Consider the following 25702-nt stretch of genomic DNA (forward strand, 5'->3'; position numbering starts at 1 on the left):
AGGCCGCTCTCGACGCCTTCTGCAACTTCAGCCCGCGGTCGGTACGGCCCATGACTGGCGTGTGGGACGCGGCGTCGCCCGAGCAGTCGCAGCCCGCTTCGTGGTCGCCGATCGTGCCTCGCGGCGCGTCGGCGCGCGTCTCACAGCGGGTCAGATCGCGGAGGTGCGGTCGCCGCCGATGTACCCGGCTGTCGGTCGGCCGGTCGGGGCCCCGCGACGAAGCGCCTGTGGCGTCTTAGGGGTGATCCCTGACAACACCCTTGTCCAGTAGGGGAGTTACTCAGGGTTTACACCAGGGACAGACCCCTCCCCAGAGAGGATCCGGGTGGGCGCGTGCGGCCGGAGGATGACCTCAAACGCCCCCGCCCACCAGGAGCAGCCCATGCGCACACGCGCCGTCACAGCCGTCGCCGCCACCCTCGCCCTGGGCCTGGCGGCGGGCCCGCTGGCCGCCCCCGCCCTCGCATCCCCCGCCGGGGTCACCCGGCCCACCACCGCGGGCCCGGACGCGGACGCACTCACCGCCGCGCTCGCCGGGCTGCCGGACGACGACGCGACGGCCGCGCTGGTACGGGTCGGGGGCACCGACGGGAGCTGGCGCGGGACCGCAGGGGTGCACGATCTCGAAAGCGGCTCGGCGGCGGACCCGAACGGGCTGTTCCGGGCGGGTTCGACGACGAAGGTGGTCACGGCGGCGGTCGTGCTCCAGCTCGTGGCGGAGGGAAAGGCAGACCTCGGCCGGCCCGTCCGGGACTATCTTCCGGACCTGATTCCGGCGGCGTACGAGACCGTCACCGTCCGGCAGTTGCTGAACCACACCAGCGGGATCCCGTCCGCCGACTTCCCCGGCAACACCTTCGAGGAGGTGTACGCGCACCGCTTCGACCTCCACACACCCCAGGAGATGCTCGCCTCGGCCACCGCCAAGGAGCCCACGTTCATACCGGGCACCCAGCAGCAGTACCTCAACATCAACTACACCGTGCTCGCACTGCTGGTCGAACGGCTCACCGGCCACTCGTACGAGCAGGAGGCGGCACGCCGGATCTTCGAACCGCTGGGGATGCGGCACACCTACTTCCCCGGCACCGACCCGACCATCAACGGGCCGCACAACCGCGGCTACCAGAGCGTCCCGCACGCCGACGGCACGACCGAGTTGCGTGATGTCACCGTATGGGGCGCGACGGACGCCTGGGCGGCGGGCGACATGATCTCCACGACGGTGGATCTGGAGCGGTTCCTGAAGGCCCTCTTCCGTGGACAGGTGGTGCCGCAGAGGCAGTTGAGGGAGATGTTCACGGTCCCGGCCGGCATTCCCGGGGCCACGATGAGCGCGGGGCTCCAGCGGTATGTCGCCCAGGACGGCACGGAGTTGTGGCTGAAGTCCGGCGGCCGCTGGGGCTACAACACGATCATCGCCGCCACCCGCGACCTGTCCCGGACCCTCGTCTACTCCGTCAACTCGACCGACGCGAAGGGGCAAGGGATGAATCCGGTCGCCGAGCGCATCGTGCGGGCGACGTTCACGATGTGACGGCGGCCGCCGTCGGCGATGCGACGGCGGTGAGCGTCTCCAAGTGCTTGATCTTCCTGCGTACCGCGTACAGCGGGATCACCCCGATGATCCCGAACGACATGTCGATGCCCGTCCACCACAAGGGGATTCCGCGGATCGGCCCGCAGATCAGTGCGAGCGGGATGATCCCGGCGCAGGCGATCATGCCGAACTCGACGACCCAGACGTTGCGTACGGGGTCGCGGTAGGGCCCGTAGAAGGCGACCGCGATCACCAGATGCGCGAACGCCAGCCAGTCCGTGCCGTAGAGCACGAAGGGGTACTCCGCGTCGGTGGCGTCGAGCCCTTGGCGCACCTGCTCGATCCAGTCCATCAGCCCGGGAAGGTGTTGGGGCACGGAGAGCGCCCTCAACACGTCCTCGGTCCAGCGCAGTTCGTGCACCAGAGGGAAGGCCGTGGCCCCGCTGAGCACCAGGCAGACGACGAAGCAGGCCAACCACGCGCGGATGCCCTTCAGAAGGGCGGATCTCTCGCTCATGAAAGGAGCGTACGCCTAGAGTTGAACACGTTCAAAACTGATCCCCTCGTGTTCGTGGCTCACCACCCGTCCCAGTGCAGCACCTCCTCGCGGGGCACCCTGCGAGCCGGGCGGAAGTCGGTGCCGAGGGTGTACGCGACCGGGATCAGGGCCGCCTGCATGACCTCGCCGTAAGGGATCCCGAGGATGCGGGCGGCCTCCTTCTCGTGGACGAGGTTGCCGGTCGTCCAGCAGGTGCCGAGGCCGCGGGCGCGGGCCGCCAGCATGAAGCTCCACATGGCAGGGAGGATCGAGCCCCAGGTACCGGCCTGTCGGATGACCGGCGCGTCCTCCGTGCGGCCCTCGACACAGGGGATCACGAGCGCCGGGACCTCGTGGAGGTGCGCGTAGAGGTGCGTCACGCCGGAGAAGACGCGGTTCATGACCCCCGGGGCGACATTGGCCCGCCGTACGTCGCGGGTCGGGACGGGGTCGGAGACGCCGGGCGTGGACACACCCGCGCGCCAGACCTCGGCGAGCGCGGCCCGCCGCTCCTCGTCCGTGACGATCACGAAGTGCCAGCGCTGGCGGTTGCGTCCGGTGGGCGCCTGGACGGCCAGGTCCACGCATTCTTCGAGGAGTTGACGGGGTACCGGGCGGGTGAGGTCGAGGCGGTGGCGTACCGCGCGGGTGGTGGAGAGCAGCTCGTCGGAAGAGAGATCGAGAGTCATGTGTTGACCATCGCGGGCGGCGCGGTGAGCGGGCAACGCACCGCTTTCGGTGAGTGAAAGCGGTGCGGTCAGGACGTGACGAACGAAAGGCGGTACACAGCCATGAGGGAGCGTCATGGGTGAGTTTCATGGGTGAGAGCGTCGCGGGGCGGGTCTTCTCGGTGCTGGACGCGTTCGAGGGCGCGCCGGACACCCTGCGGCTGACCGAGATCGCGCGCCGCACCGGACTCCCGCTGGCGACCGCGCTGCGCATGGTCCGCGAACTGGTCGCCTGGGGCGGCCTGGAGCGCGCCACCGACGGCTCCTACCGTCTCGGTACGCGCATCCGGGCGCTCGGCGCCGCGGCCCCCTGTCCGCGCGGGCTCCTTGACGCCGCGCTTCCCGCGCTGCGCGCGCTGACAGCCCGTACGGGCGGCCACGCGGACGTCGCGGTCCCGGCGGACGGCACCGCACTGTGTCTGGTGACCGGCGAACGGCTGCCGCTGCACGCGACCGCGGCGGGGAAGGTCCTGCTGACGTACGGACACGGCCCGCCTGCCGGCGTCGTACGCCACACCCCGTACACCCTGACGGTGCCCGGCCCCCTCCGCGCCCAGTTGGCGCGGATCCGTGAGACCGGTCTGGCCGGAGCCCACGAGGAGTACCGGCTCGGTGAACTCTCCCTGGCCGCCCCGGTGTCACGGGCCGGCCTCACCGTGGCCGCGGTCGCTGTGACCACCGGAACCGCCGCCCCGCAGGACCGGCTCGCTCCCGCCGTACGGGAGGCAGCGGCCGCCATCGGCCGAGCACTCGACGCGCCTCCGGGTGCGGCGGCGCGACGGTAGTCACCCCTGCGAGGCCGCTTGTGTGGGCTCGGCCGTGCCCGGAACCGTCGACGCCTCGGAGACCGGGGAGCGCGGTGTCTCCGACGGCGCACGGGTCGGGGTGCTGAGGCTGCCGGTCAAGGCGCCCTCGCTGGGGCCGGAGTCGACGGGATCGGGCCTCGCCGACGGGGTGGGCGCCGATGAAGGGCTGCTCTTGGCCGGAGGAGCGGGCGTGGCGCTGGACGCGGGCAGCGGGCTGGTCGCAGGGGGCGGGGCGAGGGGGACCGTCGGGGAAACGGCGGGCTCGGGCGTCGCCAGGAGGACGGGCAGCGAGATGACGGCGGCGACCGCGCACGACAGGCCGACCCCGGCGGCGGCGCGGAGCAGCCGCCGGCGGACCGCACCGCGGCGGATCGCCTCGTAGCGGCCCGGGGGCGGGCCGAGGTACTCGGAGGAGGGCCGCAGGATGATGGCGAGGGGGTCGTCGGGGTCGGAGTCCGGACCGTGGTCAGAGTGTGTGATCAAGGCTTCTCCTCAGGTGGGCTCGCAGCAGTTCTCGGGCCGCGTGGAGGTCGGCCTTGACGGTTCCTTCCTTGCGCCCGGTCAGCACGGAAACCTCCCGGATCGGCATGTCAGCGTAGTAGTGCAGCAGGATCGGGACGCGCAGTCGTTCCGGCAGGGACTGCACGAGCAGGCGTACCGAGGGGTCCGCCTGTTCGATCTGCGGGCGTACGGCGGCTTCGACCGTCGCGCGGCGCACGGCTCTGCGTTCGCGCTCGGTCTTGCGCCAGTGGTCCCGGACGAGGTTGGCCGCGGTGACATAGAGGAACCCACGCGGCTCCTCCACCGATGTCCAGCGGGCCCAGAGCCGGGTGAACGCCTCCGAGGCGATCTCGTGGGCCGTCTCGTCGTCGTCGACCAGGCGACGGCACCAGCCGGCGAGGCGCGGATAGAGGGCGGCGAACAGTTCGGACGCTGCCTTCTCGCGGGACCGTTTCAACGCTCTCCATGGTCGTGATGCACTCGTGGGGGGTGAGGAAAGGATCCCGGGCCGCTGTCGTACGGCACAACGGCCCAGGATCCGTGTTCCAGGGGGCGGTGGGCGGATCAGGGACTTGCGTCGCTCAGCGCGGCGAAGACGATCACGTTGTCGGGGTAGCCGTCATCGGTGAGCGTCCCGCCGCAGGTGATGAGCCGCAGCTCCGGCCGGCCCACGTCACCGTAGACGTCGTCCGTCGGGAAGTCCGCCTTGGCGACCGTCCGTATGGAGGTGACTCCGAACACCGCCGCTGTGCCGTTCTCCAGGCGCGCCTCGATCCTGTCTCCCTGCTGCAGCCCCGCGAGATGACGGAAGACGCCGTCCCCGTAGTCGCCGACCGTGACATGGCCGAGGATCACCGACGGGCCGGTCTGCCCCGGCGTCGGCGAGTGCTCGTACCAGCCCGCCTGGTCGTGCGCCGTGATCGGGGGGACCTGCACGGTGCCGTCCGAGGCCAGACCGAGCCGCATGACCGGGGTGTCGACCTCGATGGCCGGGATCTGCAGCCTGACCGGGACCGAACGTGCGAGGGCATGCGTCGCCTTCGCGGAGGACCGCGAGGACGGCGAGGTGCTCCCACTCGTGCCGGGGCGCGCGGTCACGGGCTGTTCCCCGGCCCGGCCGCCGGCACCGCAGCTCACGAGCAGCGAGGCCACCGCCGCGGTGGTGAACGCGCGCCGGGAGGGCGAGGTCATGCCCCGGTCGCCTGCCGACGCCGTACGAGATAGAACACCGCGCCGCCCGCCGCGAAGACCGCGGCCGCGCCCCCACCGATCAGCGCGCCGTCGGTTCCGGACTGTGCCGACGCCACACCGGTGTCGGGCGCTCCCTTCGGCACCTCGGCGACCTCGCTCGGAGCAGGCGCCTTCGTCGGTTCGGCGCTCTGGGCGGGCGCCTTGCTCGGTTCGGCGCTCGGAACCGGGGTCGGGGACACGCTCTGGGCCGCGCGGGTGGGGACCGGGCTCGGCGAAGTCCCGTCGGCGAACGCGGGCACCGTGCTCGCCAGCACGGCGGTGCACGCGAGTGCCATGGCGCTCAGGACAGTTCGGCGCATGAATCGCTCTCTTTCATCGGTCCGCCCGCGCTCTTGACCGGCGGGCTGGGTACGGATCGCGAGGAGAGACGAAGCAGCGGTGGGGCGCGTTGCAAAGAGATGGCAAAGGTGGGTGCCGGCTGCCTGTCGAACCCGGAGCCTCGCGTTGCCCGGTCGCCCTGCACATGGCGAGCGAGCAACGTGAGCCATGGAGTCCGGTGGCTGACGTGAGATCAGCTGGTGGCCGCGGCGCGACGCGAGATCAACTCGTCGCGGGGACCCGACGCGAGATCAACCCGTCACCGCGACCCGACCCGAGATCAACCCGTCACCGCGACCCGACCCGAGATCAACCCGTCACCGCGGTGAGGTCGTACAGCGTCGTCGAGCCCACGGTCTGCGGGGTGAACGTCGTCGTCACCCAGGCGGAGATCTGTGATCCGGTGGTGTCGGTGCCGTCGCGGCTGAAGCCGCCGTCTTCGTCGCCCTGGGCCACGAAATAGTGGATCTTCCCGTCGGCGACGTACTGCTTGAACTGGGCCAGGGTCGGTGCCGGGTCTCCGCCGCTGAAGTCGCCGATGGGCATGACCGGTTCGCCGACGGCGAGTTGCAGCCAGGTCTGATTGTCCGAGGCGACGGTCGCGGCCACCCAGGTGTAGGCCGAGGCGTCCGCGGCCAGCGTGGCCCGCAGTTGAGGCGTGACCGCGTCGACGCTCCCCAGTCTGCTGCCGCTGCCACCCTTCGCCGTACCGGATGGTGCGCCTTGTCCAGAGGCAGCGGTACCGCTCTGCCCGCCGCTTTGCGCTGCCCCGCTTTCGGGTGCGCCTGCGCCAGGGGGTCCGCCGTGTCCCTGTGCGTCGGCTCCCGAGACGGGGCCGGCGAGAGGGGTCTGGCCGGTGTGTGCCGTGGTGACCGTGGCCCACGTGTAGGAAGCCGGTCCGGCCAGTACGGCTGCGAGCGCGAGCCCCGTCGCCCCGAGAGCCAGGCGCCGCGGAAGGAAACGCGCGAGCGCGATCCCGGCTGCCGCCAGCACCCCGACGACCAGTACCGGCCAGCGCAGTGGGGAGGACCAGCCCTCCGCACGGCCGAGCAGGACGAACGCCCACACCGCCGTTGCCGCGACCGTCGCCGCCAGGGCCGCCGCTGCGGCGCGGCCTCGCAGGCGCCAGAGGAGGACCGTGCCCATGGCGACGAGCGCGGCGATGTACGGAGCCAGCGCGACGGTGTAGTACTCGTGGAAGATCCCGGACATGAAGCTGAAGGTCACCGCGGTGCACAGCAGGGCGCCGCCCCAGGCCAGAAAGCCCGCACGGTGCAGGTCGGTTCGGGCGGCCCTGCGGGTGACCACCAGCGCGGCCACCAGAAGGATCAGCGCCGCGGGCAGGAGCCAGGAGATCTGGCTGCCCAGCGCGCTGTCGAACATGCGGGTGATGCCGCCGGCCTCGCCCCTGCCTCCGGCGCCGCCTGGCATGCCGCTCGTTGAGGAGCCACCGCCGACGCCGCCGCCCTTCTCCTCACCGGTGAGTCGGCCCAGTCCGTTGTAGCCGAGGGTCAGGTCGAGAAAGCTGTTGTTGGTGGAGCCGCCCACGTACGGGCGGGAGTCGGCGGGCCACAGTTCGACGATGGCCACCCACCAGCCACTGCTGACCACGATCGCGGCCCCGGCCAGCAGGACATGGCCGATCCGCCTGCCCAGCGGCTGGGCCGCGCAGACCAGGTAGACCAGCGTCAGAGCAGGCAGGATCAGCCACGCCTGCAGGGTCTTGACCAGGAAGGCGAGACCGAAGCAGACCCCGGTGAGCACCATCCAGCGGACGGCCCGGTTCCCTTCCAGGGCGCGCTGGAAGCAGTACAGGGCGCACACCATGAGCAGGGTCAGCAGCGCGTCGGGATTGTTGAAGCGGAACATCAGGGCGGCGACCGGAGTCAGCGCCAACAGCGCACCGGCCAGCAGACCGGCGGCCGGTCCGTACAGTCGCCGCACGGCCGCGTACAGCACGCCGACGGTGGCGACGCCCATCAGCGCCTCGGGGACGAGGATCTGCCAGGACCCGAGTCCGAAGAGGCGCACGGAGATGTCCATGGGCCACAGCGCGACCGGTGGCTTGTCCACGGTGATGGAGTTCCCGGCGTCCGATGCCCCGAAGAAGGCGGCCTTCCAGCTTTCGCCGCCCGCCTGAGTGGCCGCCGCGTAGAACTCGTTCCCGAAGCCCGACGCCCCCAGATCCCAGAGGAAGGCCACCGCCGCGATGCACAACAGCGCCCAGAAGGCGGGCCGTTCCCATGACGGCCTGGCCGCGCGACCGACGTCCTCAGCCGTCCGAGGTGGCAATGGGCCCTCAAGGACGGAGGGGTTGAGCGTGGTCATGTGTCTCCTTGTGGGGGGGGTGAACGTCGGGATGTGGGAGCGCCTTCTTGGCCTGGCCCTGAAGTCCCCCACGGCCTGGCCCTGAAGTGCCCCTTGGCCTGGCGCCGTGGAGTCCCCCTCGGCCCGGCGCCGTGGAGTCCCCCTCGGCCCGGCCGTCACCCTGCACGGCAGACCTCTCAGGCCGCTCTCAGCGCCTGGTTCAGGGCCAGTTGCCCGAGCACGTCCTCCCCGGGCCGTGGAGCACCGCTGACCAGGAAGAAGAGCGCGTCATCGGTGAGCCGACCGCCCGATGCCCTGCTCCGAACCCGCGCACCGGGCGCGTACATCTCAGGTGAATCTCAGAATCGGGCGGTAGTGATGTCACGGTGACTCCACGCCCTGCGGACCCCGCGGCCACGGCGCCGCCACTGGTCCGCCCCGACGGCACCCGTGTCCGGGTTCTCGTGGTCGACGACGAGCCGGACCTCACCGAGGTGTTGTGCGGGGCGCTGGCCTACGAGGGCTACGACGCCCGCCCGGCTGCGGACCGGGCGACGGCGGTGCGGACAACGGCCGAGTTCCGGCCGGACGCGGTGATCCTCGACGTGATGCTCCCCGACGCCGACGGGTTCACGGTGCTGCGCGAGATCCGCGCCGAACTCCCCCTGGTCTGTGTGCTGTTCCTCACCGCACGGGACGCGGTCGAGGACCGGGTCGCCGGGATCCGGGCGGGCGGCGACGACTACGTCACCAAGCCGTTCAGCCTGGACGAGGTCACCGCCCGGCTGCACGGCCTGCTGCGGCGGGCGGGCATGGCTCGCCGGAGTGCGGGAGAGACCGCGTTGACCGTCGGCGATCTGGTACTCGACGAGGACGCCCACGAAGTCACCCGGGACGGTGAGGTCATCGCCCTCTCCCCCACCGAGTACGCCCTGCTGCGGCTGCTGATGCAGCATCCGCGCCAGGTGCTCAGCAAGACGCTGATCCTGGAGCGGATCTGGTCGTACGACTACGGCCGCCACGCACATGTGGTCGAGCTGTACATCTCATATCTGCGCAAGAAGGTGGACGCCGGTCGACCGCCGATGATCCATACCGTGCGCGGAGTCGGCTACGTCCTCAAACCCACCACGTCATGAACCCGGCGACGCGCTCCCGGATGGACCGGCTGCGCCCCCGCACGCTGCGCGCCAAGCTCACCTGTGGCCTGGTCGTCCTGCTCGCGCTGAGCTGCGCGACCGTCGGTCTGACGAGCGTGTTCGCGCTGCGCAGCTACCTCACCGGCCAACTCGATCACCAACTCGCCGACTCCGGCTGCCTGTTCCCCTCCACGCTGCGACAACTCACGGAGCAGCAGACAGTCACGGACAACGACCAAGGACGCACGATGGTCGACAGGAGCGCCGACACACGTGGGCAGGCGATCGGCACCTTCGGCGCACGGCTGACCGACGCGAGGATCAGTGACGCCGCCGTCGTCCGGGCCAACCGGCGCACCTGGGTCACCCTCGACGCGGCCGACGAAGCCACGCTCAACGGCATCCCCACCGACGGCAGCGCCCACAGCGTCACCCTCTCGACCCTCGGCGACTACCGCGTCTACGCGTGCGCGGGAAAGGACGACGACATCCTGGTCAGCGGCCTGCCGTTGGCGCCGCTCCAGGACACGGTGAACCGCCTGGCCATGGCCTCCTCCGTGGTCTTCGGCGGAGCACTGGTGATCACCGGAGTCGCCGGTGCCCTGTGGGTACGCCGCTCGCTGCGCCCCCTGCGCCGGGTGGCGGACACCGCGGCTGCCGTCGCCGCCCTGAAACTGGACAGCGGTGCGGTCACCCTGCCGGGCCCGACGGCGGCAGGCGACCCGCACAGCGAGGCGGGCCAGGTGGCCGCCGCCCTCGACCGCATGCTCGGCCACGTCCAGGAGGCGCTGGCCAAACGTCACACCAGTGAGGAGCGGCTGCGCAGCTTCGCCGCCGACGCCAGCCATGAACTGCGCACCCCGGTCGCTTCGATCCGCGGCCACGCCGAACTCGCTCTGCGCCACCCCGGCCCGGTGCCCGCCAAGGTCGAGCGGGCCCTCGACCGGGTGGCCGCCGAGGCGGCACGTATGAGTGCGATGGTCGACGACCTGCTGCTGCTCGCCCGCCTCGACGCCGGCCGCCCGCTGCGGCGTGAACCGGTCGACGTGACCCGCCTGGTCATCGACTGCACGGACGACGCCCGGGCGGCGAGCCCCGGCCACAGCTGGGTCCTGGACCTGCCCGAGACGCCGGTCACCGTCACCGGCGACTGCGACCGCCTGGCGCAGGTACTGACGAACCTCCTGGCCAACGCCCGTCTGCACACCCCGGCCGGCACCCTGGTGACCATCCGGGTGGGCCAACACGACCCGGAACACTGCACCTTGTCCGTCACGGACAACGGCCCCGGAATCACCCCGGAGCTCCGGCAGACGCTCTTCGAGCGCTTCACCCGCGCCGACCGCCGCCACCCGGGCAACCCGGGCGCCGTCAACGGCGGTGCCGGTGCGGGCCTCGGCCTGTCCATCGCGGCGGCCATCGTGGAGGCCCACGAGGGCACTCTGACCTTCCAGAGCGTCCCGGGTTCGACGGTGTTCACCGTGCTACTGCCTGAGATTCCCCTTTAAAAGCAGCCGGAGACCCGGCATCCGCCCTGACCTGAGAGGGAACTGAGAGGTCCGCTCGGGAAGGTGAGCGCAGACCACCGTCAGCTCCCAAGGAGCCCCATGACAAGACTTCAAGGCCATACGGACCTCGCGACCGGCCTGCCTGCTCGGCACGTCCATGTGGAACACGTCATGGGCACCGTGGTCTCCATCGACCTGCGCAACTGCCGCAAGGAGAAGGCCGCTTCGGGTACGGGCAGGGTGGTGCGCTGGCTGCACGAAGTCGACGCCCTCTTCAGTACCTACCGGCCGGACAGTGCCATCTCCCGTATCGGACGAGGGGAGTTGTCACCCAGGCACACCAACGCCGAGGTGGCGTGGGTGTTGGAGAGGTGCGAGGAACTCCGCAAGGAGACGGACGGGTACTTCGACGTATGGGCGACAGGGTCCTTGGATCCGTCCGCCCTGGTGAAGGGCTGGTCGGTGCAGCGGGCCGCCGACGCGCTGGTGGCCTGGGGCATCACCGACTTCTGTCTGACGGCCGGCGGCGACGTCGTGAGCCGCGGCAGCCGCGAGGCCGGACTGCCCTGGCGCATCGGGATCCAGCACCCGAGCGACCGCGGCGCGCTGGCCGGGGTGGTGCACGCGAACGGGCTCGCGGTGGCGACCTCGGGAACGTACGAGCGCGGCGAGCACATCGTCGACCCGCACGCCCGCGCCCACCCCGCCGGGCTGCTGTCCGTCACCGTGTGCGGCCCCGACCTGGGCACCGCCGACGCGTACGCGACCGCGGCCTTCGCCATGGGGCGCAAGGCCGCCGACTGGACGCTGAGCCTCGACGGATACGAGGCCATGACGGTGCAGGACGACGAACGCGTGTATCTCACTCCGGGCTTCCCCCTGGCCGACAGAGCCGAGGAGTCGCCATGACCGCTCCCCGCATCTCCCGGCAGCCCCCTCCCAAGCCTCCCGTCCGCCCGCGCAACTGGCCCCCTCCTTCGGCTCCTCCGTCGTCACGGCGCACCGGGCGGGTACGCCGCAGGCTGCCCGCCCCCCGCCGCCCCCTGGTCGTCGACGCGCTGGCCGCGGCCACCGGTCTCGGCCTCGGCATCTCACTCGCGCTGGGCATCGGCGCCCAGACCGTCAGCGCACTGCACGCCCCGGGCGGCATCGCCACCGCGCTCGGCCGCGTCACCGGGATGCTCAGCGGCTACGCCATGGTCATCATCGTGCTCCTCTCGGCACGCATCCCGCCGCTGGAACGCGCCCTGGGCCAGGACCGGTTGATCGTCTGGCACCGGCGCACCGCTCCCTGGGGCCTCTACCTCCTGCTGGCGCACGCCGTACTGATCACCGTCGGATATGCGCGCGCGGCGAAGACGGGAATCCTTGCGGAGATCGGCCAGTTGCTGTGGACCTACCCGGGCATTCTGTCGGCCACCGTCGGCAGCGCCCTGCTGCTGGCCGCCGGGGTCACCTCCTACCGGCGGGCACGACGCCGGATGCGATACGAGACCTGGTGGGCCGTCCACCTCTACACCTACCTGGGCCTGGGCCTCTCGTTCGTCCACCAGGTCGACACCGGTGCGCCGTTCGTGGGGCACTCCCTGGCCACGGCCTGGTGGACCTCGCTGTGGGTGGGCGCACTGATCGTCGTACTCGCCTTCCGGGTGGGGCTACCGCTGTGGCGGTCCGTACGGCACGACCTGCGCGTCGCCCAGGTGTCTCCCGCAGGGCCCAACACCTGGTCCATCGTGCTCAGCGGGCGGCATCTGGAGCGGCTGCCCACGGCCGGCGGACAGTTCATGATGTGGCGCTTCCTGCGCCGTGAGCTGTGGTGGCAGGCCCACCCCTACTCCCTGTCGGCCACCCCTCAGGCAGACCATCTCCGGATCACGGTGAAGGAGTTGGGTGACCACAGCACGGCCCTGTCCCGGCTCACCCCGGGCACCAGGGTGGCGTTCGAGGGCCCCTACGGGGTCTTCACCGCCGACGCACGGCAGTCCCGGAACGTCCTGCTCGTCGGCGCCGGTGTGGGTACGACGCCCATCCGTGCCCTCCTCGACGACCTACCCCGGGACACCCACGTCGTCGTCCTGCTGCGCGGCAGGCACTCCGAAGACATCGCGCACCTGGACGAGTTCGAACGTCTGGTCGGCAAACGTCGCGGTCTGCTGCACGCGTTGACCGGGCCGCGGGAGGCCGTTCATCTGAACGCGGCGGCCCTGCACACCCTCGTCCCCGACATCGCCGGCCGGGACGTCTTCGTCTGCGGCCCCGACCAGTTCACCCGTACGGTCATCTCCGCCGCCCGTGGCGCCGGGGTGCCCGAACTCCACATCCACCACGAGGACTTCGCGTTCTGACGTACTGACCGCCCGTATTGGCGGCAGCCTCGGCCATCTCTGGAGGACCCCATGCGACGTGCCCCGATCGTCCTGGTCGCGACCGTTGTCGGCACCACCGGCGTGCTGATGTTCAAGCCCCACGAGGCCGTCCCGACCGTCGCGTCATCCTCTTCGTCCTCCTCGACGGCGAGTCAGGACGCGACCGTCTCGAAGAGCGGCACCACCACCACCGCCACCGGCGCTGTCATCAGCACCCAGTTCGGCAACACGCAGGTTCAAGTCACCATCGAGGGCGGGAAGATCACCGACGTCAAGCCGCTCCAGATCCCCGGCAACGAACCGCAGTCGGTGCAGATCAGCAACGGCGCGGTACCGGCCCTGCGGGAGAGCGCGCTGTCCAAGCAGAGCGCCGCGATCGACTCGGTCAGCGGCGCGACCTATACCAGCCAGAGCTATGCCGCGTCCCTCCAGTCCGCCCTCGACAAGGCCGGTTTCACCGCCGCCGACGGCTCCACGGCCCCCACCACGGCGCCGACCGAATCCGAGGAGCGCGGGCACGGCGGCGGATTCGGAGGCGGCGGCGGCTTCGACGGCTAGAGGGTCCCGGTAATCCGATGCGTCCGATGGCTGGACGGTGACAGTGCCCCGATTCCTGTCCGGTGGCCAGGCAGTCCCCCTGACTTGATTCCTGTCCGGTGGCCAGACAGTCCCCGTGACCTGATTCCTGTCCGGTGGCCAGACAGTCCCCGTGACCTGATTCCTGTCCGATGGCTGGACGGTCCCCGTGACCTGATTCATACCCTGCCCGGAGGCACTTCCCCGGCACAGGCAACCCACAAGCCCCGATTCGCTTCCTTACGAGGCGTGAAGGGCTCTCGGGACGGACGGGACGCCCTCGCTCCAAGTGCGAGGAGGGACCCTTGAACCGAACGCGGCGAATAGGTGTCACCGCCGTGGCCGTGCTCGCGGCCCTGGCGGGCTCACCGGGACTGGCCCAGGCCCAACAGCCGTCCCAGGCAACGCCGTTGACGGCGAGCGCCGACAGCGGACTGCCGCCGGGCTGGCGCGTCACCGGGGAGGGCGGCACGCGGGAGCTGGTCTGGCGGTCGGACAGGCCCGTGCCAGCGGGCGACGCCCGTGTCGAGTTCCACGCGGACGGCCGACTGCTCGGCGTACCGAAACCGGCCAAGGACGGCCGCACGTTCCGACTCGCCGTCAACCGGGCCACGCCACTCAAGGACCTCCAAGTCCTGGCGAGCGGACGCCGGTTGGACGCGCCCGCCGACAGCACCGGCACGAAGGCGACCAACTCCCCGGCGGCCGTCCAGCCCCTCGCCCAGCTCCCGGCGAACTCCGTGGACCCCGGCAAGCCGGGCTCGTACTCCACGGTCACCGGCGAGTACGACCTCGACCCGGTGAAGCTGCCCGGTTTCGCCGCGCCGGTCGAGATGGAGGCCGTCGTCGTCGCGCCCAAGGGCGCCACCGGCAAGCGGCCCCTCGCGCTCTTCCTGCACGGCCGCCACCCCACCTGCTTCAAGCCGGGCGGGACCGAGGACGACTGGGACCTTGAGTGGCCCTGCTCGGCCGGCACGGAGCCGATCCCGAGCCACAAGGGCTATCTGCAGGACCAGAAGCTGCTGGCCTCCCAGGGCTATGTGACGGTGTCGATCTCCGCGAACGGCATCAACGGCCAGGACGGGGAGGCCGAGGACGGCGGTGCGCAGGCGCGCTCCTCGCTGGTGCGACAGCACCTCGCCAAGTGGGCCGGCTGGGCCGCCAATCCGGCCACCGCCCCCGCGGGCGTGCCCGGCGCGGCGAAGGCCGACCTCTCCCAGGTCCTGCTCGTCGGCCACTCGCGAGGCGGCGAGGGCGTCAACCGGGCGGCCCTGGACAGCTTCTACCCGCCGCCCGCCGCACAGGACGGCTACAAGGGCCCGGTGCGCTGGAAGATCCGCGGGACCGTCCTCATCGGACCTACGATCTTCGGCCAGAATCCGGTAGCCGACGTGCCGTCCGCGACGATCCTCCCCGGCTGCGACGGCGACGTCTCCGACCTCCAGGGCGAGGTGTACGTCGACGGGACGCGCGGGGTCAGCCAGGGCACCGCCCTGCACAGCGCCGTCTACGTGGTCGGCGCCAACCACAACTTCTTCAACACCGAGTGGACGCCGGGCAAGTCCGTGGCGCCCTCCTGGGACGACTTCTGGGAGTTCGAGGAGGACGAGCCCGACCCGGTGTGCTCCCCGGGTACCAGCACCCGGCTGACCGCCGACCAGCAGCACAAGGCGGGCTCCACCTACATCGCCGCCGCGGCCCGGCTGTTCGTCGCCGGCGACGACCGGGTGCGCCCGTTGCTGGACGGCACGGGCAGGCGCGCCCCGTCCGCCGACCCGGCCCGCGTGCTGACCCACGCGGTCGGCGCCCGCCGTACGGGCGGCTTCCTGCCCGACGCCCCGGTGAAGGTGACCGGCGGCAGGCTGTGCGCGGCGCTCGATCCCGACCCGGCGGTGGCCTGTCTGCCCCCGGACGCCGAGGGTTCGTCGCCGCACTTCCCGTGGTGGTTCACGACCAAGGAGGCCGGCCGCGGCGCGGTTGCGCTGAAGTGGTCGGCGCCGGGCACCGCGACCAGGATCTCCCCCGCCGCTCCGGTGTCCCTCTCCGGTGCCAAGAGCCTGGCGCTGCGCGTGTTCGTGCCTCCGAACACCACCGGCACCAAGCTGGACGTGACCGTCACCGACTCCTCCGGCCGCCGGGCCGAGCTCGGCCAGGTCCGGGTCGACGGGCTGCCGGGCAGCGCGCGCACGTCCTCCTACTGGGCGCGCGAACTGCGCGTCCCGCTGACCGCGGCCACCCGCGCCGGACTGGATCTGAAACACATCAAGTCCCTTGAGCTGACTCCGCGTTCAGGGTCCGGACAGGCCTGGCTGATGGACGCCTGGGGCTGGGCTCCCGGTACCCCGGCGGTCAGGGCGGCGGCGCTGCCACGCGTCGACATCGGCCGGCTCACCGTCAAGGAGGGCGACTCCGGCACCCAGACCTACCACGTCCCGGTGCAGGTCTCCGGGCACGGCAGTGGCAAGGTCCGCATCGCTGTCGTCGACCCCGACACCCGGGAGTCCACGAGCAGACTGGTCACGGTGAAGCCCGGCAGCAACGCCGTCGACGTGCCCATCGAGGTGAAGGGCAACACGCGCTTCAACTACGACGAGCAGTACGACGTCCTCGCGAAGGCCGTACGCGGCGCCGTCATCGGCTCCTACCGGGGCGGGGTCACCGCGCAGAACGACGACCCTGAGCCCACCCTCGGCCTGACCCCGGTCAAGGACCAGGGGACCGAGGGAGACACGCTGACCTGGCGGCTCACCCTCTCCGCGCCCGCCGACGTGGACATCTGGCAGCCGGTCCTGGCGTTCCCGGTCACGGAGGGCGCCGAGCTGTCCACCAAGGACGTGGACCCGCAGTGGCTGATGGACCTCGTCGGTGAGCTCCCCGACCCGGAGCGTCCCCTCTCCCAGGTGATCCAGTGGGTGTACGCGACCATCCCCGCCGGCACCACCAGCACCGAGTTCACCGTGCCGACGGTGAAGGACCAGGTGGCCGAGCCGGCCGAGTCGGTACGCCTCGCGGTGACCGACTACGACGGTGTGCCGCTTCCCGGCAGCCAGGTGGTCCCGGGCACGGTGGTGGACGCGCCGTAGACGGACGAGGTGAGCAATGACCCCCCACGTACGTCCGTGGGGGGTCATTGCTGTCACTCGGTCACACAATGTGACGAAGATTGCTAGTTGGCATCGGGCGGCGTTCGCGACCTGCGCTGATGCCAACTGGCTTCAGCTACCGGAAGCACAGAATCAGAGAGACAGTTGGCACTTTGGTACAGCGCAGGTCACGGTACCTGTGGCGACCGCGCCTCCGACATCGTTGTCGAAAGCGTGGCCTGCCCGGGGCGCGGCCCTACGGGATGCAGCAAGCCCCGAGGGGGCACCGGACGCCGGGGAGGGTGGTCGGCCTACGGCGCGTAGACGGCGTCACTGCCGTACAGCTCCCTGGTGAACGCGGAGACATCGGCGCTGCGATCGGCGCCGTCGAGGTTGTACGTCAGATAGACGCCGTACCCCTCACTGACCGTGCGGCGGGCGAGGGCGGCGGCCGTGCTCTGCGAGGTCCCGCCGATCTGGACGGCCGCCGGCGACAGCTTCGACTTGGGCAGTGCGATGCCGGGGACCTGCCAGGTGCCGTAGTAGGGGTTCCAGGCGTAGTCGAACTTGGACGAGACGTCGACGCCGCCGTAGGACAGGCGCGACGCGGCCGGGCCGATGTTGTAGAGGCTGATGATCTTGTCCGGCATGTTGGCGCGCAGTGCCGACACCAGGTACACGAACGAGCTGGCGTTGGGTTGGCCGGTGCCGTTGTTGCCGTAGTCGGCGTACTCGTCGTCGAAGTCGATGCCGTCGAGGCCGTACTTGGCCACGGTGTCCGACAGTTGTTTCGCGAACGCCGAAGCCGCCTGCTGGGACGGGAAGTTGGCGAAGCCCGCGCCCTGGTGGTTGCCGAGCACCGAGAGGACGACCTTGATGCCCTTCTGCTGCAACGGCCGTATCTGCGTGGCGGCGTTGTCGAGGACGCGTTGCACGTTCTCGTTGAAGTACAGGGTCCCCGCCTTCGTGCCCGTGTCGTAGTTGATGTTCGCCGCGAAGATCACGGCGACGTCGAAGACGTTGCCGCCGCCGTTGGCGAGGGTGTACTTGCCGACGTTCAGCATGCTGTTGTTGTTGACCTCGACGTACGCCACCGAGGTCGGTCCTTGTTTCGCGGCAGCGGCGGCGGGGGCCGCTGCCGCGCCGGTCGTGGTGGTCGCGCCGAAGGCGAGGGCCGTAACGGCCATGAGCGCGAGCGCGGCCGTCCGTACTCTGCTCCGCACCGGAGTGAACATCGTTGATCGGTCTCCCATCGCATGGAGCGGCGCCCGACCTGTTCGCGAGCGCCGAGTAAGCCCCCCGATCTTTCCGTTCCCGTGACCGAATCCCCAGAACCATGCGAGAACTCTTCACGACTCCCACGCACGTCGCACCGTAACCCTGAGCCCCGGCAAGGGAGTTGCTGGAACGCTACGCTGCCGCACCGAGAGCGAGCGGTCAGCGGCTCCTCTCCAAACACAGCCCCGCCCCCACTACAGCCCCGCGATCGCGTTCCACCGCTGTGCGAACTCCGTACGTTCCGAGGACTCGATGTCGCGCGCGATCGCGAGCCGCCTGCGCATGGTGGTGTCCGGGAAGATCAGCGGGTCCTCGGCGAGGGCGGCGGTGTCCTCGTCCTTGGAGGAGGCGAGGACGTCCTGGGCGGCGGGGACGGGGCAGACGTAGTTGACCCAGGCGGCCAGTTCGGCGGCGACCTCGGGCTGGTAGTAGTGGTCGACGAGTTTCTCCGCGTTGGCCTTGTGACGGGCCAGGTTGGGGATCATCAGGGATTCTGCCCACAGTTCGGCGCCCTCCTCGGGGACGACGAAGCGGATGTCGGGGTCGTCGGCCTGGAGTTGGATCACGTCGCCGGAGTACGCCTGGCAGGCGAGGACGTCGCCGCTGGAGAGGTCCTTGATGTAGTCGTTGCCGGTGAAGCGCCGGATCTGGCCGTTGTGCACGTACTTCTCGACCTGGTCGCAGACCTGGTGGAAGTCGTCCGCCGTCCACTTGGTGATGTCGACGCCGTTGCCCTGCATCAGCAGCGCGAAGGCCTCGTCGAGGCCGGAGAGAAGGGTGACCCGGCCCTTCAGGTCGTCCGCCCACAGGTCGGAGACGTGTGCGATCTCGCGACCGCCCCTGCGACGGTTGTACGCGATGCCGGTGATCCCCGACTGCCACGGCACGGTGGATCTGCGACCGGGGTCGAAGGCGGGCGAACGCAGCAGCGGGTCAAGGTACTTGGTGACGTTCGGCTGATTCGCCCGGTCCATCTCCTGGACCCAGCCGAGGCGGACGAAGCGTGCGCACATCCAGTCGCTGATGACGATCAGGTCGCGGCCGGTCTGCTGATGGTTCATCAGGGACGGGCTGATCTTGCCGAAGAACTCGTCGTTGTCATTGATCTCCTCGACGTAGTCGACCGAGATCCCGGTGCTCTTCTCGAAGGCGTCCAGGGTCGGCCGCCTCGTCGTGTCCTCGTCGTCAGTGTCGATGTACAGCGGCCAGTTCGCCCACGTCAGCCGCTTGTCGCGGGCAGAGAGGTCGGCGCCTGCCCGGTCCCCCGGCGACACGTACGCGGCGGGCACCCCGCACCCCGCCAGGGCGCCGAGGGCCGCGCCACCGCCCAGGGCGCGCAGCAGTGACCGGCGGGGCAGCGGTGAGGTCTTCCGGTTCACGGGCACCCGGGCAGCATCCCGCCCCCGGCCCGGCCGGGACAATGGACGCTGCGTCGAGCGCTCGCGCGCCGAACCGACACCCTGTCGATCACTTCGTACGGCCGACGGCGGCGGACACCGGCCGAACGGGCACACCCGGCGGAAAGCCGACCCGCACGCTCAGCCCGCCCTCCGGGCGCGACCACGCCTCGACCGTGCCACCGTGCGCGGCGACCACGGCCGCGACGATCGACAGGCCGAGGCCAAGCCCGTCGCGCCTCCCGAGGCGTTCGGCGCCCAGGCGGCGGAACGGCTGGAAGAGCCCGGACATCTGGCCGGGCGGGATCACCGGACCGCTGTTGGCGATCCGCAGGACCGGGCGCCCGCCGTCGAGCCCGGTCCACACACGGACCCAGCTCTCCTCACCCTCCGGGTGGTTGTGCCGTACGGCGTTGTCGGCGAGGTTGACGACCAGGCGCTCGATCAACTGCGGATCCCCGAGTACGGGGGCGGGGCCGAGATCGGTCTCCATCCGCGGCCCGCCCTCGGGCAACCGCGCCCGTACGACCTCCGCGAGGTCGACGAACTCCCGCCGCTGGAGCCCCCGTTGGCTGCGCGCCAGGGTCAGCAGCGTCTCGATCAGCCGCTCCTGCTCCTGCCCCGCGGCCCGCATCCGCAGACACGCGGCCCGCAGACTCTCCACCGAGGCGTCCGGATCGTCGAGCGCGACATCCACGATCGCCTGCTGGAGGGTGAGCGGGGTGCGCAGCTCGTGCGAGGCGTTGGCGACGAACTGCTTCTGCGCCTCGAACGCTCCCTCGACACGGCCCAGGACGGCGTCGAAGGTGTCGGCCATCGCCTTCAGCTCGTCGTCGGGACCGGGCACGGCGAGCCGCTCGTGCAGGTTGTCCGCCGAGATACGACGGGCGGCGGCGGTCATCGTACGGAGCGGCGCCAGTACCCGTCCGGCCATCAGCCGGCCCAGGGCCACCGAGACCACGGTCATCACCGCAAGCGCGACCGCCGACTCGATGAGGAACTGGTGCAGTTGCTCGGCACGCAGCACCGAGAGACGTCCCTCGACGTAGGCGGCGATCTTCGCCGGATCCTGCGGCGGCGCGTCCGGGCCCGCGGGCCCACCGGTACCGTCCAGCGACACCGGACCGGGCGAGCCGCCCGTGAGAGACGGCTCGGTGGTGGCGACGAGCACGTAGGTGAAGGCCAGCAGGGCCGCCCCGGCCACCGCGAACAGCGCGCCGTAGAGCAGCGTGAGCCGCCATCGGATGGTGCGCGGTCCCCGAAGGCCGCAGGGGAACGCCGGAAGCGACCGGAGGCGCAAGGCACGCGAAGGGGCCTTCGTCGGATGCGGAGCAAACTTCATAGGATCCGGTACCCCGCCCGCTCGACCGTCTCGATGACCCCCGGCTCCCCCAGCTTCCGCCGCAACCGGCTCACCGTCACCTTCACGGTATGGGTGAACGGATCGGCCGCCTCGTCCCACGCCCGCTCCAGCAGCTCCTCGGTCGACACGACGGCTCCCTGCGCGCCGAGCAGCATCTCCAGCACCGCGAACTCCTTCGGGCTGAGGGCGAGTTCCGTGCCCTCGCGGGTCGCCTGCCGCCGCGCCGGGTCCAGCCGCAGCTCGCCACGGACCAGGACCGGCGGCAGCGCGGGCTGCGAACGGCGCGCCAACGCCCTGATCCGTGCGACGAGTTCGGTGAACGCGAACGGCTTGGGCAGGTAGTCGTCGGCCCCGAGGCCGAGGCCCATGACCCGGTCGGCCACCGTCCCGGCCGCCGTGAGCATCAGCACCCGGGCTCTGCCACCCTCGGCGGCCAGCGTCCGGCACACCTGGTCGCCGTGCATCCCGGGCAGGTCGCGGTCGAGTACGACGACGTCGTAGCCGTTGACCTGGGCGCGCTCCAGCGCCGTAGGACCGTCGAACGCGAGGTCGACCGCCATCCCGTGGCGGCGCAGTCCCCCTGCGACGGTCTCGGCGAGTTCTTCGTGATCCTCGACCACCAGCACACGCATGCCGGTCAGTGTGCCGACGCGGCGGTTACACAGGCATAAGCCCGGCCGTTCCCGTGCCGTTACCGCCCGCGGGCTTGTGTGGAGGAGGCAAGCACCAGTACCACGACAGGAGAACCCACATGTCCGCACTGGCGAACCGGCCCCGGCGTCTCGTCCTGGCCTGCGCCCTGATCACCGCCGTCACGCTCGGAACGGTCACCGCGTCGGCGGCCACGGCGTCCGAACCGTCCGGCACACCAAGCGCCTCGCCCGGCACCGACCGGCCTCCCATCGGAGCCGGCAGCATCGGGGTGGCGTACGCCCCGACCGACGACGCCCCGGACGATGTCAACGAGGCCAACAAGGCGTTCGCCCGCTGCATGCGCGGCGAGGGCCAGCAGCAGTTCCCCGACTTCCACGCGGTCAAGGCCGACGACGGATCGGTCCGTCTGCAGGTGAAGTTGAAGGGCGGCGACTTCAACCCGGTCACGAAGAAGTACCGCGCCGCGGTCAAGAAGTGCGCGCCGCTCCTGAAGGAAGCCGGCATCACCTTCCCGGCCACGCCCGGCAGCCTGCCCGGCCGCCCGGGCCGGCCCGGCAAGGGCAAAGGCGAGCGCATCGAGCCCGGCGCCCCCGAGGGCCTCCCCTCACTGACCGGCGCCACCAAGAACGCCTGACCATCACGGAGGGGGAAGGGCGCGGCCCCGGACGGATCAACTCCCGTCCGGGGCCGCGCACTTGATGTGTTCGTGCTACGCGTCCAGCGACGTCATCACGTGCTTGATCCGCGTGTAGTCCTCGAACCCGTACGCCGAAAGGTCCTTGCCGTAGCCGGACTTCTTGAAGCCGCCGTGCGGCATCTCGGCGACCAGCGGGATGTGGGTGTTGATCCACACGCAGCCGAAGTCGAGGGACTTCGACAGCCGCATCGCCCGTCCGTGGTCCTTCGTCCACACCGAGGAGGCGAGGGCGAACTCGACGCCGTTGGCCCACTCGATGGCCTGCGCCTCGTCCGTGAAGGACTGGACGGTGATGACCGGACCGAAGACCTCGTTCTGGATGATCTCGTCGTCCTGCTTCAGACCGGACACGACGGTCGGCGCGTAGAAGAAGCCGACCTCGCCGACCCGGTGGCCGCCCGTCTCGACCTTGGCGTGGGCGGGGAGCCGCTCGATGAACCCGGAGACCTGCTTGAGCTGGTTGGGGTTGTTCAGCGGGCCGTACAGCACGTCCTCGTCGTCCGGCTGCCCGGTCTTCGTCTCGGCGGCGGCCTTGGCGAGCGCGGCCACGAACTCGTCGTGGATGGTCTCCTGGACCAGCACGCGGGTGGCGGCCGTACAGTCCTGGCCCGCGTTGAAGAAGCCCGCCACCGAGATGTCCTCGACGGCCTTGGCGATGTCGGTGTCCTCGAAGACGACGACCGGCGCCTTACCACCCAACTCCAGGTGAACCCTCTTCAGGTCCTTGGACGCCGACTCGGCGACCGACATGCCCGCGCGCACGGAGCCCGTGATGGAGGCCATCGCCGGGGTGTGGTGCTCGACCATCAGGCGGCCGGTGTCGCGGTCGCCGGTGACGACGTTGAAAACGCCCTTGGGCAGGATCGAGCCGATGATGTCGGCGATCAGGACGGTGGAGGCGGGAGTCGTGTCCGACGGCTTCAGGACAACCGTGTTGCCGGCCGCGAGCGCGGGGGCGAACTTCCACACCGCCATCATCATCGGGTAGTTCCACGGCGCGACCTGCGCGCAGACCCCGATCGGCTCGCGGCGGACGATGGAGGTCAGGCCCTCCATGTACTCGCCGGCGCTGCGCCCCTCCAGCATCCGGGCGGCGCCCGCGAAGAAGCGGATCTGGTCGACCATCGGCGGGATTTCCTCGGAGCGGGTCAGCCCGATCGGCTTGCCGGTGTTCTCCACCTCGGCCGCGATCAGCTCCTCGGCACGCTCCTCGAACGCGTCCGCGATCTTGAGGAGCGCGCGCTGACGCTCCGACGGCGTCTGGTCGCGCCAGGCCGGGAAGGCCGCGGCGGCGGCCGCCATCGCGGCGTCCACGTCCGCCTGGCCGGACAGCGGCGCCGTCGCGTACGCAGCGCCGGTCACGGGGTTGACGACCTCGGTGGTCCGCCCGTCGGCGGCGTCCCGGAACTCACCATCGATGTAGTTGCGCAGACGACGCAGCTCGGTGCTCACTGCCGGCCCTCCAGGTTCAGGTGTCCATTGACTTCGGATGACTTCGGATGATTGCGGACATCCATGACCTCAGGTGACGTCGGATGTCCATTCACTGAGACACCCACCCTAATCCGTGCACCCACGTTTTCAACACCCCCGATCGGCCCAGAACTGCGAAATCCGCAAGACTAGGACCCCTAAACAACGAATTTCATCGCAGCGACCTTGCGGATCCGTCGAGACGTCGTGCAGAGTGAAGCCGTGGCCAGTCGAAGCGCAGACCCCAGGGACTCCCGCGAGTCCAGGAACGGCAGTCCCTCGTTGGACACCGTCTCCCTCGCGATCATCGAGCAGCTCCAGCAGGACGGACGCCGCCCGTACGCCGCGATCGGCAAGGCCGTCGGCCTCTCCGAGGCGGCCGTGCGTCAGCGCGTCCAGAAGCTCCTCGACCAGGGCGTGATGCAGATCGTCGCCGTCACGGACCCGCTCACCGTGGGTTTCCGCAGGCAGGCGATGGTGGGCATCAACGTGGAGGGTGATCTGGAGCCGGTGGCCGACGCCCTGACCGCGATGCCGGAAGTCGAGTACGTGGTGATGACCGCGGGCTCGTTCGACCTCCTCGTAGAAGTCGTCTGCGAGGACGACGACCACCTGCTGGACGTCATCAACAAACGCATCCGGGCCCTCCCCGGCGTGCGCTCCACCGAGAGCTTCGTCTACCTGAAGCTCAAGAAACAGACCTACATGTGGGGAACCCGATAGCCGTGAGCACCAAGGACCTCAGCAAGACCGCGTACGACCACCTGTGGATGCACTTCACCCGCATGTCCTCGTACGAGAACGCGCCCGTTCCCACCATCGTGCGTGGTGAGGGCACCTACATCTACGACGACAAGGGCAAGCGCTACCTCGACGGTCTCGCGGGCCTGTTCGTGGTCCAGGCGGGCCACGGCCGCACGGAACTCGCGGAGACGGCGTTCAAGCAGGCGCAGCAGCTGGCCTTCTTCCCGATCTGGTCCTACGCCCACCCCAAGGCCGTGGAGCTCGCCGAGCGCCTCGCGCACTACGCGCCGGGCGACCTGAACAAGGTGTTCTTCTCCACCGGCGGCGGCGAGGCCGTCGAGACCGCGTGGAAGCTGGCGAAGCAGTACCACAAGCTCACCGGCAACCACACGAAGTACAAGGTCATCTCACGCGCGGTCGCCTACCACGGCACCCCGCAGGGCGCCCTGTCCATCACCGGCCTGCCGGCCCTGAAGGCCCCCTTCGAGCCGCTGGTCCCCGGCGCGCACAAGGTGCCGAACACCAACATCTACCGCGCCTCGATCCACGGCGACGACCCGGTGGCCTTCGGCCGCTGGGCCGCCGACCAGATCGAGCAGGAGATCCTCTTCGAGGGCCCCGAGACCGTCGCCGCGGTCTTCCTGGAGCCGGTGCAGAACGCGGGCGGCTGCTTCCCGCCGCCCCCCGGCTACTTCCAGCGCGTCCGCGAGATCTGCGACAAGTACAACGTGCTGCTCGTCTCCGACGAGGTCATCTGCGCCTTCGGCCGCCTCGGCACGATGTTCGCCTGCGACAAGTTCGACTACATCCCGGACATCATCACCTGCGCCAAGGGCATGACCTCGGGCTACTCCCCGATCGGCGCCACCGTCATCTCGGACCGCATCGCCGAGCCGTTCTACCAGGGCGACAACACCTTCCTGCACGGCTACACCTTCGGCGGCCACCCGGTCTCCGCGGCCGTGGCGCTCACCAACCTCGACATCTTCGAGCGCGAGGGCCTCAACCAGCACGTGCTGGACAACGAGGCGAACTTCCTGCAGACCCTGCAGAAGCTGCACGACCTGCCGATCGTCGGCGACGTCCGCGGCAACGGCTTCTTCTACGGCATCGAGCTCGTGAAGGACAAGGCCACCAAGGAGACCTTCACCGACGAGGAGTCGGAGCGCGTGCTCTACGGCTTCGTCTCCAAGAAGCTCTTCGAGTACGGCCTCTACTGCCGCGCCGACGACCGCGGTGACCCGGTCATCCAGCTGTCGCCGCCGCTGATCGCCGACCAGTCGACCTTCGACGAGATCGAGGGGATCGTCCGTCAGGTGCTGACGGAGGCGTGGACGAAGCTCTGAGCCGCGCCCCGGTCCCCGGATCCTTGTGATCCTGTGATCAACACCGGCCCCGGTGCCGCCCGTTCGAGTGAGAATGGGCCGCCCGGGGC

At 70.4% G+C, this 25702-nt stretch carries 23 protein-coding genes; 11 read left to right on the forward strand and 12 right to left on the reverse strand.

The window, feature by feature from the left end; genetic code table 11:
- The first annotated feature begins 382 nt into the window (after positions 1-382).
- Positions 383-1537: a serine hydrolase domain-containing protein gene (locus tag ACFWP7_RS09760; RefSeq protein ID WP_384378755.1), complete on the forward strand. Its 1155-nt coding sequence runs from the start codon at positions 383-385 to the stop codon at positions 1535-1537.
- Here the strand turns inward: ACFWP7_RS09760 and ACFWP7_RS09765 are convergent.
- Both ACFWP7_RS09765 and ACFWP7_RS09770 read right to left on the reverse strand, forming a co-directional pair.
- Positions 1527-2057, reverse strand: a complete 531-nt coding sequence (locus ACFWP7_RS09765) for a hypothetical protein (RefSeq protein ID WP_384378758.1) — start codon at positions 2055-2057, stop codon at positions 1527-1529. The two genes, ACFWP7_RS09760 and ACFWP7_RS09765, sit on opposite strands and share 11 nt — an antisense overlap.
- A gap of 59 nt (positions 2058-2116) precedes the next feature.
- Complete coding sequence (locus ACFWP7_RS09770) at positions 2117-2767, reverse strand: nitroreductase family protein (RefSeq protein WP_384378761.1); 651 nt, start codon at positions 2765-2767, stop codon at positions 2117-2119.
- A 128-nt stretch (positions 2768-2895) separates the two neighbouring features.
- Between ACFWP7_RS09770 and ACFWP7_RS09775 the strand changes: the two genes are divergently transcribed.
- Positions 2896-3591 (forward strand): IclR family transcriptional regulator, encoded by a 696-nt coding sequence (locus ACFWP7_RS09775; RefSeq protein WP_384379051.1) that lies wholly within the window; start codon positions 2896-2898, stop codon positions 3589-3591.
- Here the strand turns inward: ACFWP7_RS09775 and ACFWP7_RS09780 are convergent, their stop codons facing one another.
- The 5 genes from ACFWP7_RS09780 to ACFWP7_RS09800 all read right to left on the reverse strand — a co-directional run bounded on the left by ACFWP7_RS09780 (position 3592) and on the right by ACFWP7_RS09800 (position 8010).
- Complete coding sequence (locus ACFWP7_RS09780; protein ID WP_384378764.1) at positions 3592-4095, reverse strand: hypothetical protein; 504 nt, start codon at positions 4093-4095, stop codon at positions 3592-3594.
- Positions 4079-4570: an RNA polymerase sigma factor gene (locus ACFWP7_RS09785; RefSeq protein ID WP_384378767.1), complete on the reverse strand. Its 492-nt coding sequence runs from the start codon at positions 4568-4570 to the stop codon at positions 4079-4081. Before ACFWP7_RS09785 ends, ACFWP7_RS09780 begins: the two co-directional genes overlap by 17 nt.
- Before the next feature lie 107 nt (positions 4571-4677).
- On the reverse strand, positions 4678-5304 hold the full coding sequence (locus ACFWP7_RS09790) for a class F sortase (protein WP_384378770.1): 627 nt from the start codon (positions 5302-5304) through the stop codon (positions 4678-4680).
- Positions 5301-5663 (reverse strand): sortase-dependent protein, encoded by a 363-nt coding sequence (locus ACFWP7_RS09795; protein WP_384378773.1) that lies wholly within the window; start codon positions 5661-5663, stop codon positions 5301-5303. The genes ACFWP7_RS09790 and ACFWP7_RS09795 overlap by 4 nt, the downstream gene beginning before the upstream one ends.
- Positions 5664-5991: 328 nt before the next feature.
- Positions 5992-8010: an ArnT family glycosyltransferase gene (locus ACFWP7_RS09800; protein ID WP_384378776.1), complete on the reverse strand. Its 2019-nt coding sequence runs from the start codon at positions 8008-8010 to the stop codon at positions 5992-5994.
- 365 nt (positions 8011-8375) lie between these two features.
- Between ACFWP7_RS09800 and ACFWP7_RS09805 the strand changes: the two genes are divergently transcribed.
- From ACFWP7_RS09805 to ACFWP7_RS09830, 6 genes are all read left to right on the forward strand, one after another.
- On the forward strand, positions 8376-9128 hold the full coding sequence (locus tag ACFWP7_RS09805; RefSeq protein WP_384378779.1) for a response regulator transcription factor: 753 nt from the start codon (positions 8376-8378) through the stop codon (positions 9126-9128).
- Positions 9125-10636 carry a sensor histidine kinase gene (locus ACFWP7_RS09810; protein ID WP_384378782.1) on the forward strand — a complete coding sequence of 504 codons (1512 nt, stop codon included), beginning with the start codon at positions 9125-9127 and terminating at the stop codon, positions 10634-10636. The genes ACFWP7_RS09805 and ACFWP7_RS09810 overlap by 4 nt, the downstream gene beginning before the upstream one ends.
- Positions 10637-10735: 99 nt before the next feature.
- On the forward strand, positions 10736-11545 hold the full coding sequence (locus ACFWP7_RS09815; RefSeq protein ID WP_384378785.1) for an FAD:protein FMN transferase: 810 nt from the start codon (positions 10736-10738) through the stop codon (positions 11543-11545).
- Positions 11542-12981 carry a ferric reductase-like transmembrane domain-containing protein gene (locus ACFWP7_RS09820; protein ID WP_384378788.1) on the forward strand — a complete coding sequence of 480 codons (1440 nt, stop codon included), beginning with the start codon at positions 11542-11544 and terminating at the stop codon, positions 12979-12981. Before ACFWP7_RS09815 ends, ACFWP7_RS09820 begins: the two co-directional genes overlap by 4 nt.
- Positions 12982-13032: 51 nt before the next feature.
- A complete protein-coding gene (locus ACFWP7_RS09825) occupies positions 13033-13560 on the forward strand; it encodes an FMN-binding protein (protein ID WP_384378791.1) in 528 nt (175 codons plus the stop codon).
- A 323-nt stretch (positions 13561-13883) separates the two neighbouring features.
- The gene (locus ACFWP7_RS09830) at positions 13884-16661 is read left to right on the forward strand and encodes a hypothetical protein (RefSeq protein ID WP_384378794.1); all 2778 of its coding nucleotides are present in this window, start codon (positions 13884-13886) and stop codon (positions 16659-16661) included.
- 311 nt (positions 16662-16972) lie between these two features.
- Here ACFWP7_RS09830 and ACFWP7_RS09835 read toward each other — a convergent pair whose 3' ends face one another.
- The 4 genes from ACFWP7_RS09835 to ACFWP7_RS09850 form a co-directional block, all read right to left on the reverse strand.
- Positions 16973-17896 (reverse strand): endo-beta-N-acetylglucosaminidase H, encoded by a 924-nt coding sequence (locus ACFWP7_RS09835; protein ID WP_384379054.1) that lies wholly within the window; start codon positions 17894-17896, stop codon positions 16973-16975.
- A 237-nt stretch (positions 17897-18133) separates the two neighbouring features.
- Positions 18134-19324, reverse strand: coding sequence for a PotD/PotF family extracellular solute-binding protein (locus ACFWP7_RS09840; RefSeq protein WP_384378797.1), 1191 nt, complete (start codon positions 19322-19324; stop codon positions 18134-18136).
- An 82-nt stretch (positions 19325-19406) separates the two neighbouring features.
- On the reverse strand, positions 19407-20636 hold the full coding sequence (locus ACFWP7_RS09845) for a sensor histidine kinase (RefSeq protein ID WP_384378800.1): 1230 nt from the start codon (positions 20634-20636) through the stop codon (positions 19407-19409).
- Positions 20637-20674: 38 nt separating this feature from the next.
- On the reverse strand, positions 20675-21331 hold the full coding sequence (locus ACFWP7_RS09850; protein ID WP_384378803.1) for a response regulator transcription factor: 657 nt from the start codon (positions 21329-21331) through the stop codon (positions 20675-20677).
- 119 nt (positions 21332-21450) lie between these two features.
- Here ACFWP7_RS09850 and ACFWP7_RS09855 point away from each other — a divergent pair, with 119 nt between their 5' ends.
- On the forward strand, positions 21451-21987 hold the full coding sequence (locus tag ACFWP7_RS09855; RefSeq protein ID WP_384378806.1) for a hypothetical protein: 537 nt from the start codon (positions 21451-21453) through the stop codon (positions 21985-21987).
- Positions 21988-22062: 75 nt separating this feature from the next.
- Here ACFWP7_RS09855 and ACFWP7_RS09860 read toward each other — a convergent pair whose 3' ends face one another.
- Positions 22063-23502 (reverse strand): gamma-aminobutyraldehyde dehydrogenase, encoded by a 1440-nt coding sequence (locus ACFWP7_RS09860; RefSeq protein WP_384378809.1) that lies wholly within the window; start codon positions 23500-23502, stop codon positions 22063-22065.
- A gap of 228 nt (positions 23503-23730) precedes the next feature.
- Here ACFWP7_RS09860 and ACFWP7_RS09865 point away from each other — a divergent pair, with 228 nt between their 5' ends.
- Both ACFWP7_RS09865 and ACFWP7_RS09870 read left to right on the forward strand, forming a co-directional pair.
- Positions 23731-24246, forward strand: coding sequence for an Lrp/AsnC family transcriptional regulator (locus tag ACFWP7_RS09865; protein WP_365428805.1), 516 nt, complete (start codon positions 23731-23733; stop codon positions 24244-24246).
- The gene (locus ACFWP7_RS09870; RefSeq protein WP_384378813.1) at positions 24231-25613 is read left to right on the forward strand and encodes an aspartate aminotransferase family protein; all 1383 of its coding nucleotides are present in this window, start codon (positions 24231-24233) and stop codon (positions 25611-25613) included. Before ACFWP7_RS09865 ends, ACFWP7_RS09870 begins: the two co-directional genes overlap by 16 nt.
- The last annotated feature ends 89 nt before the right edge of the window (positions 25614-25702 follow it).

This window comes from Streptomyces sp. NPDC058470, from assembly GCF_042721055.1.
In the GTDB taxonomy this organism is placed as follows: Bacteria; Actinomycetota; Actinomycetes; order Streptomycetales; family Streptomycetaceae; genus Streptomyces.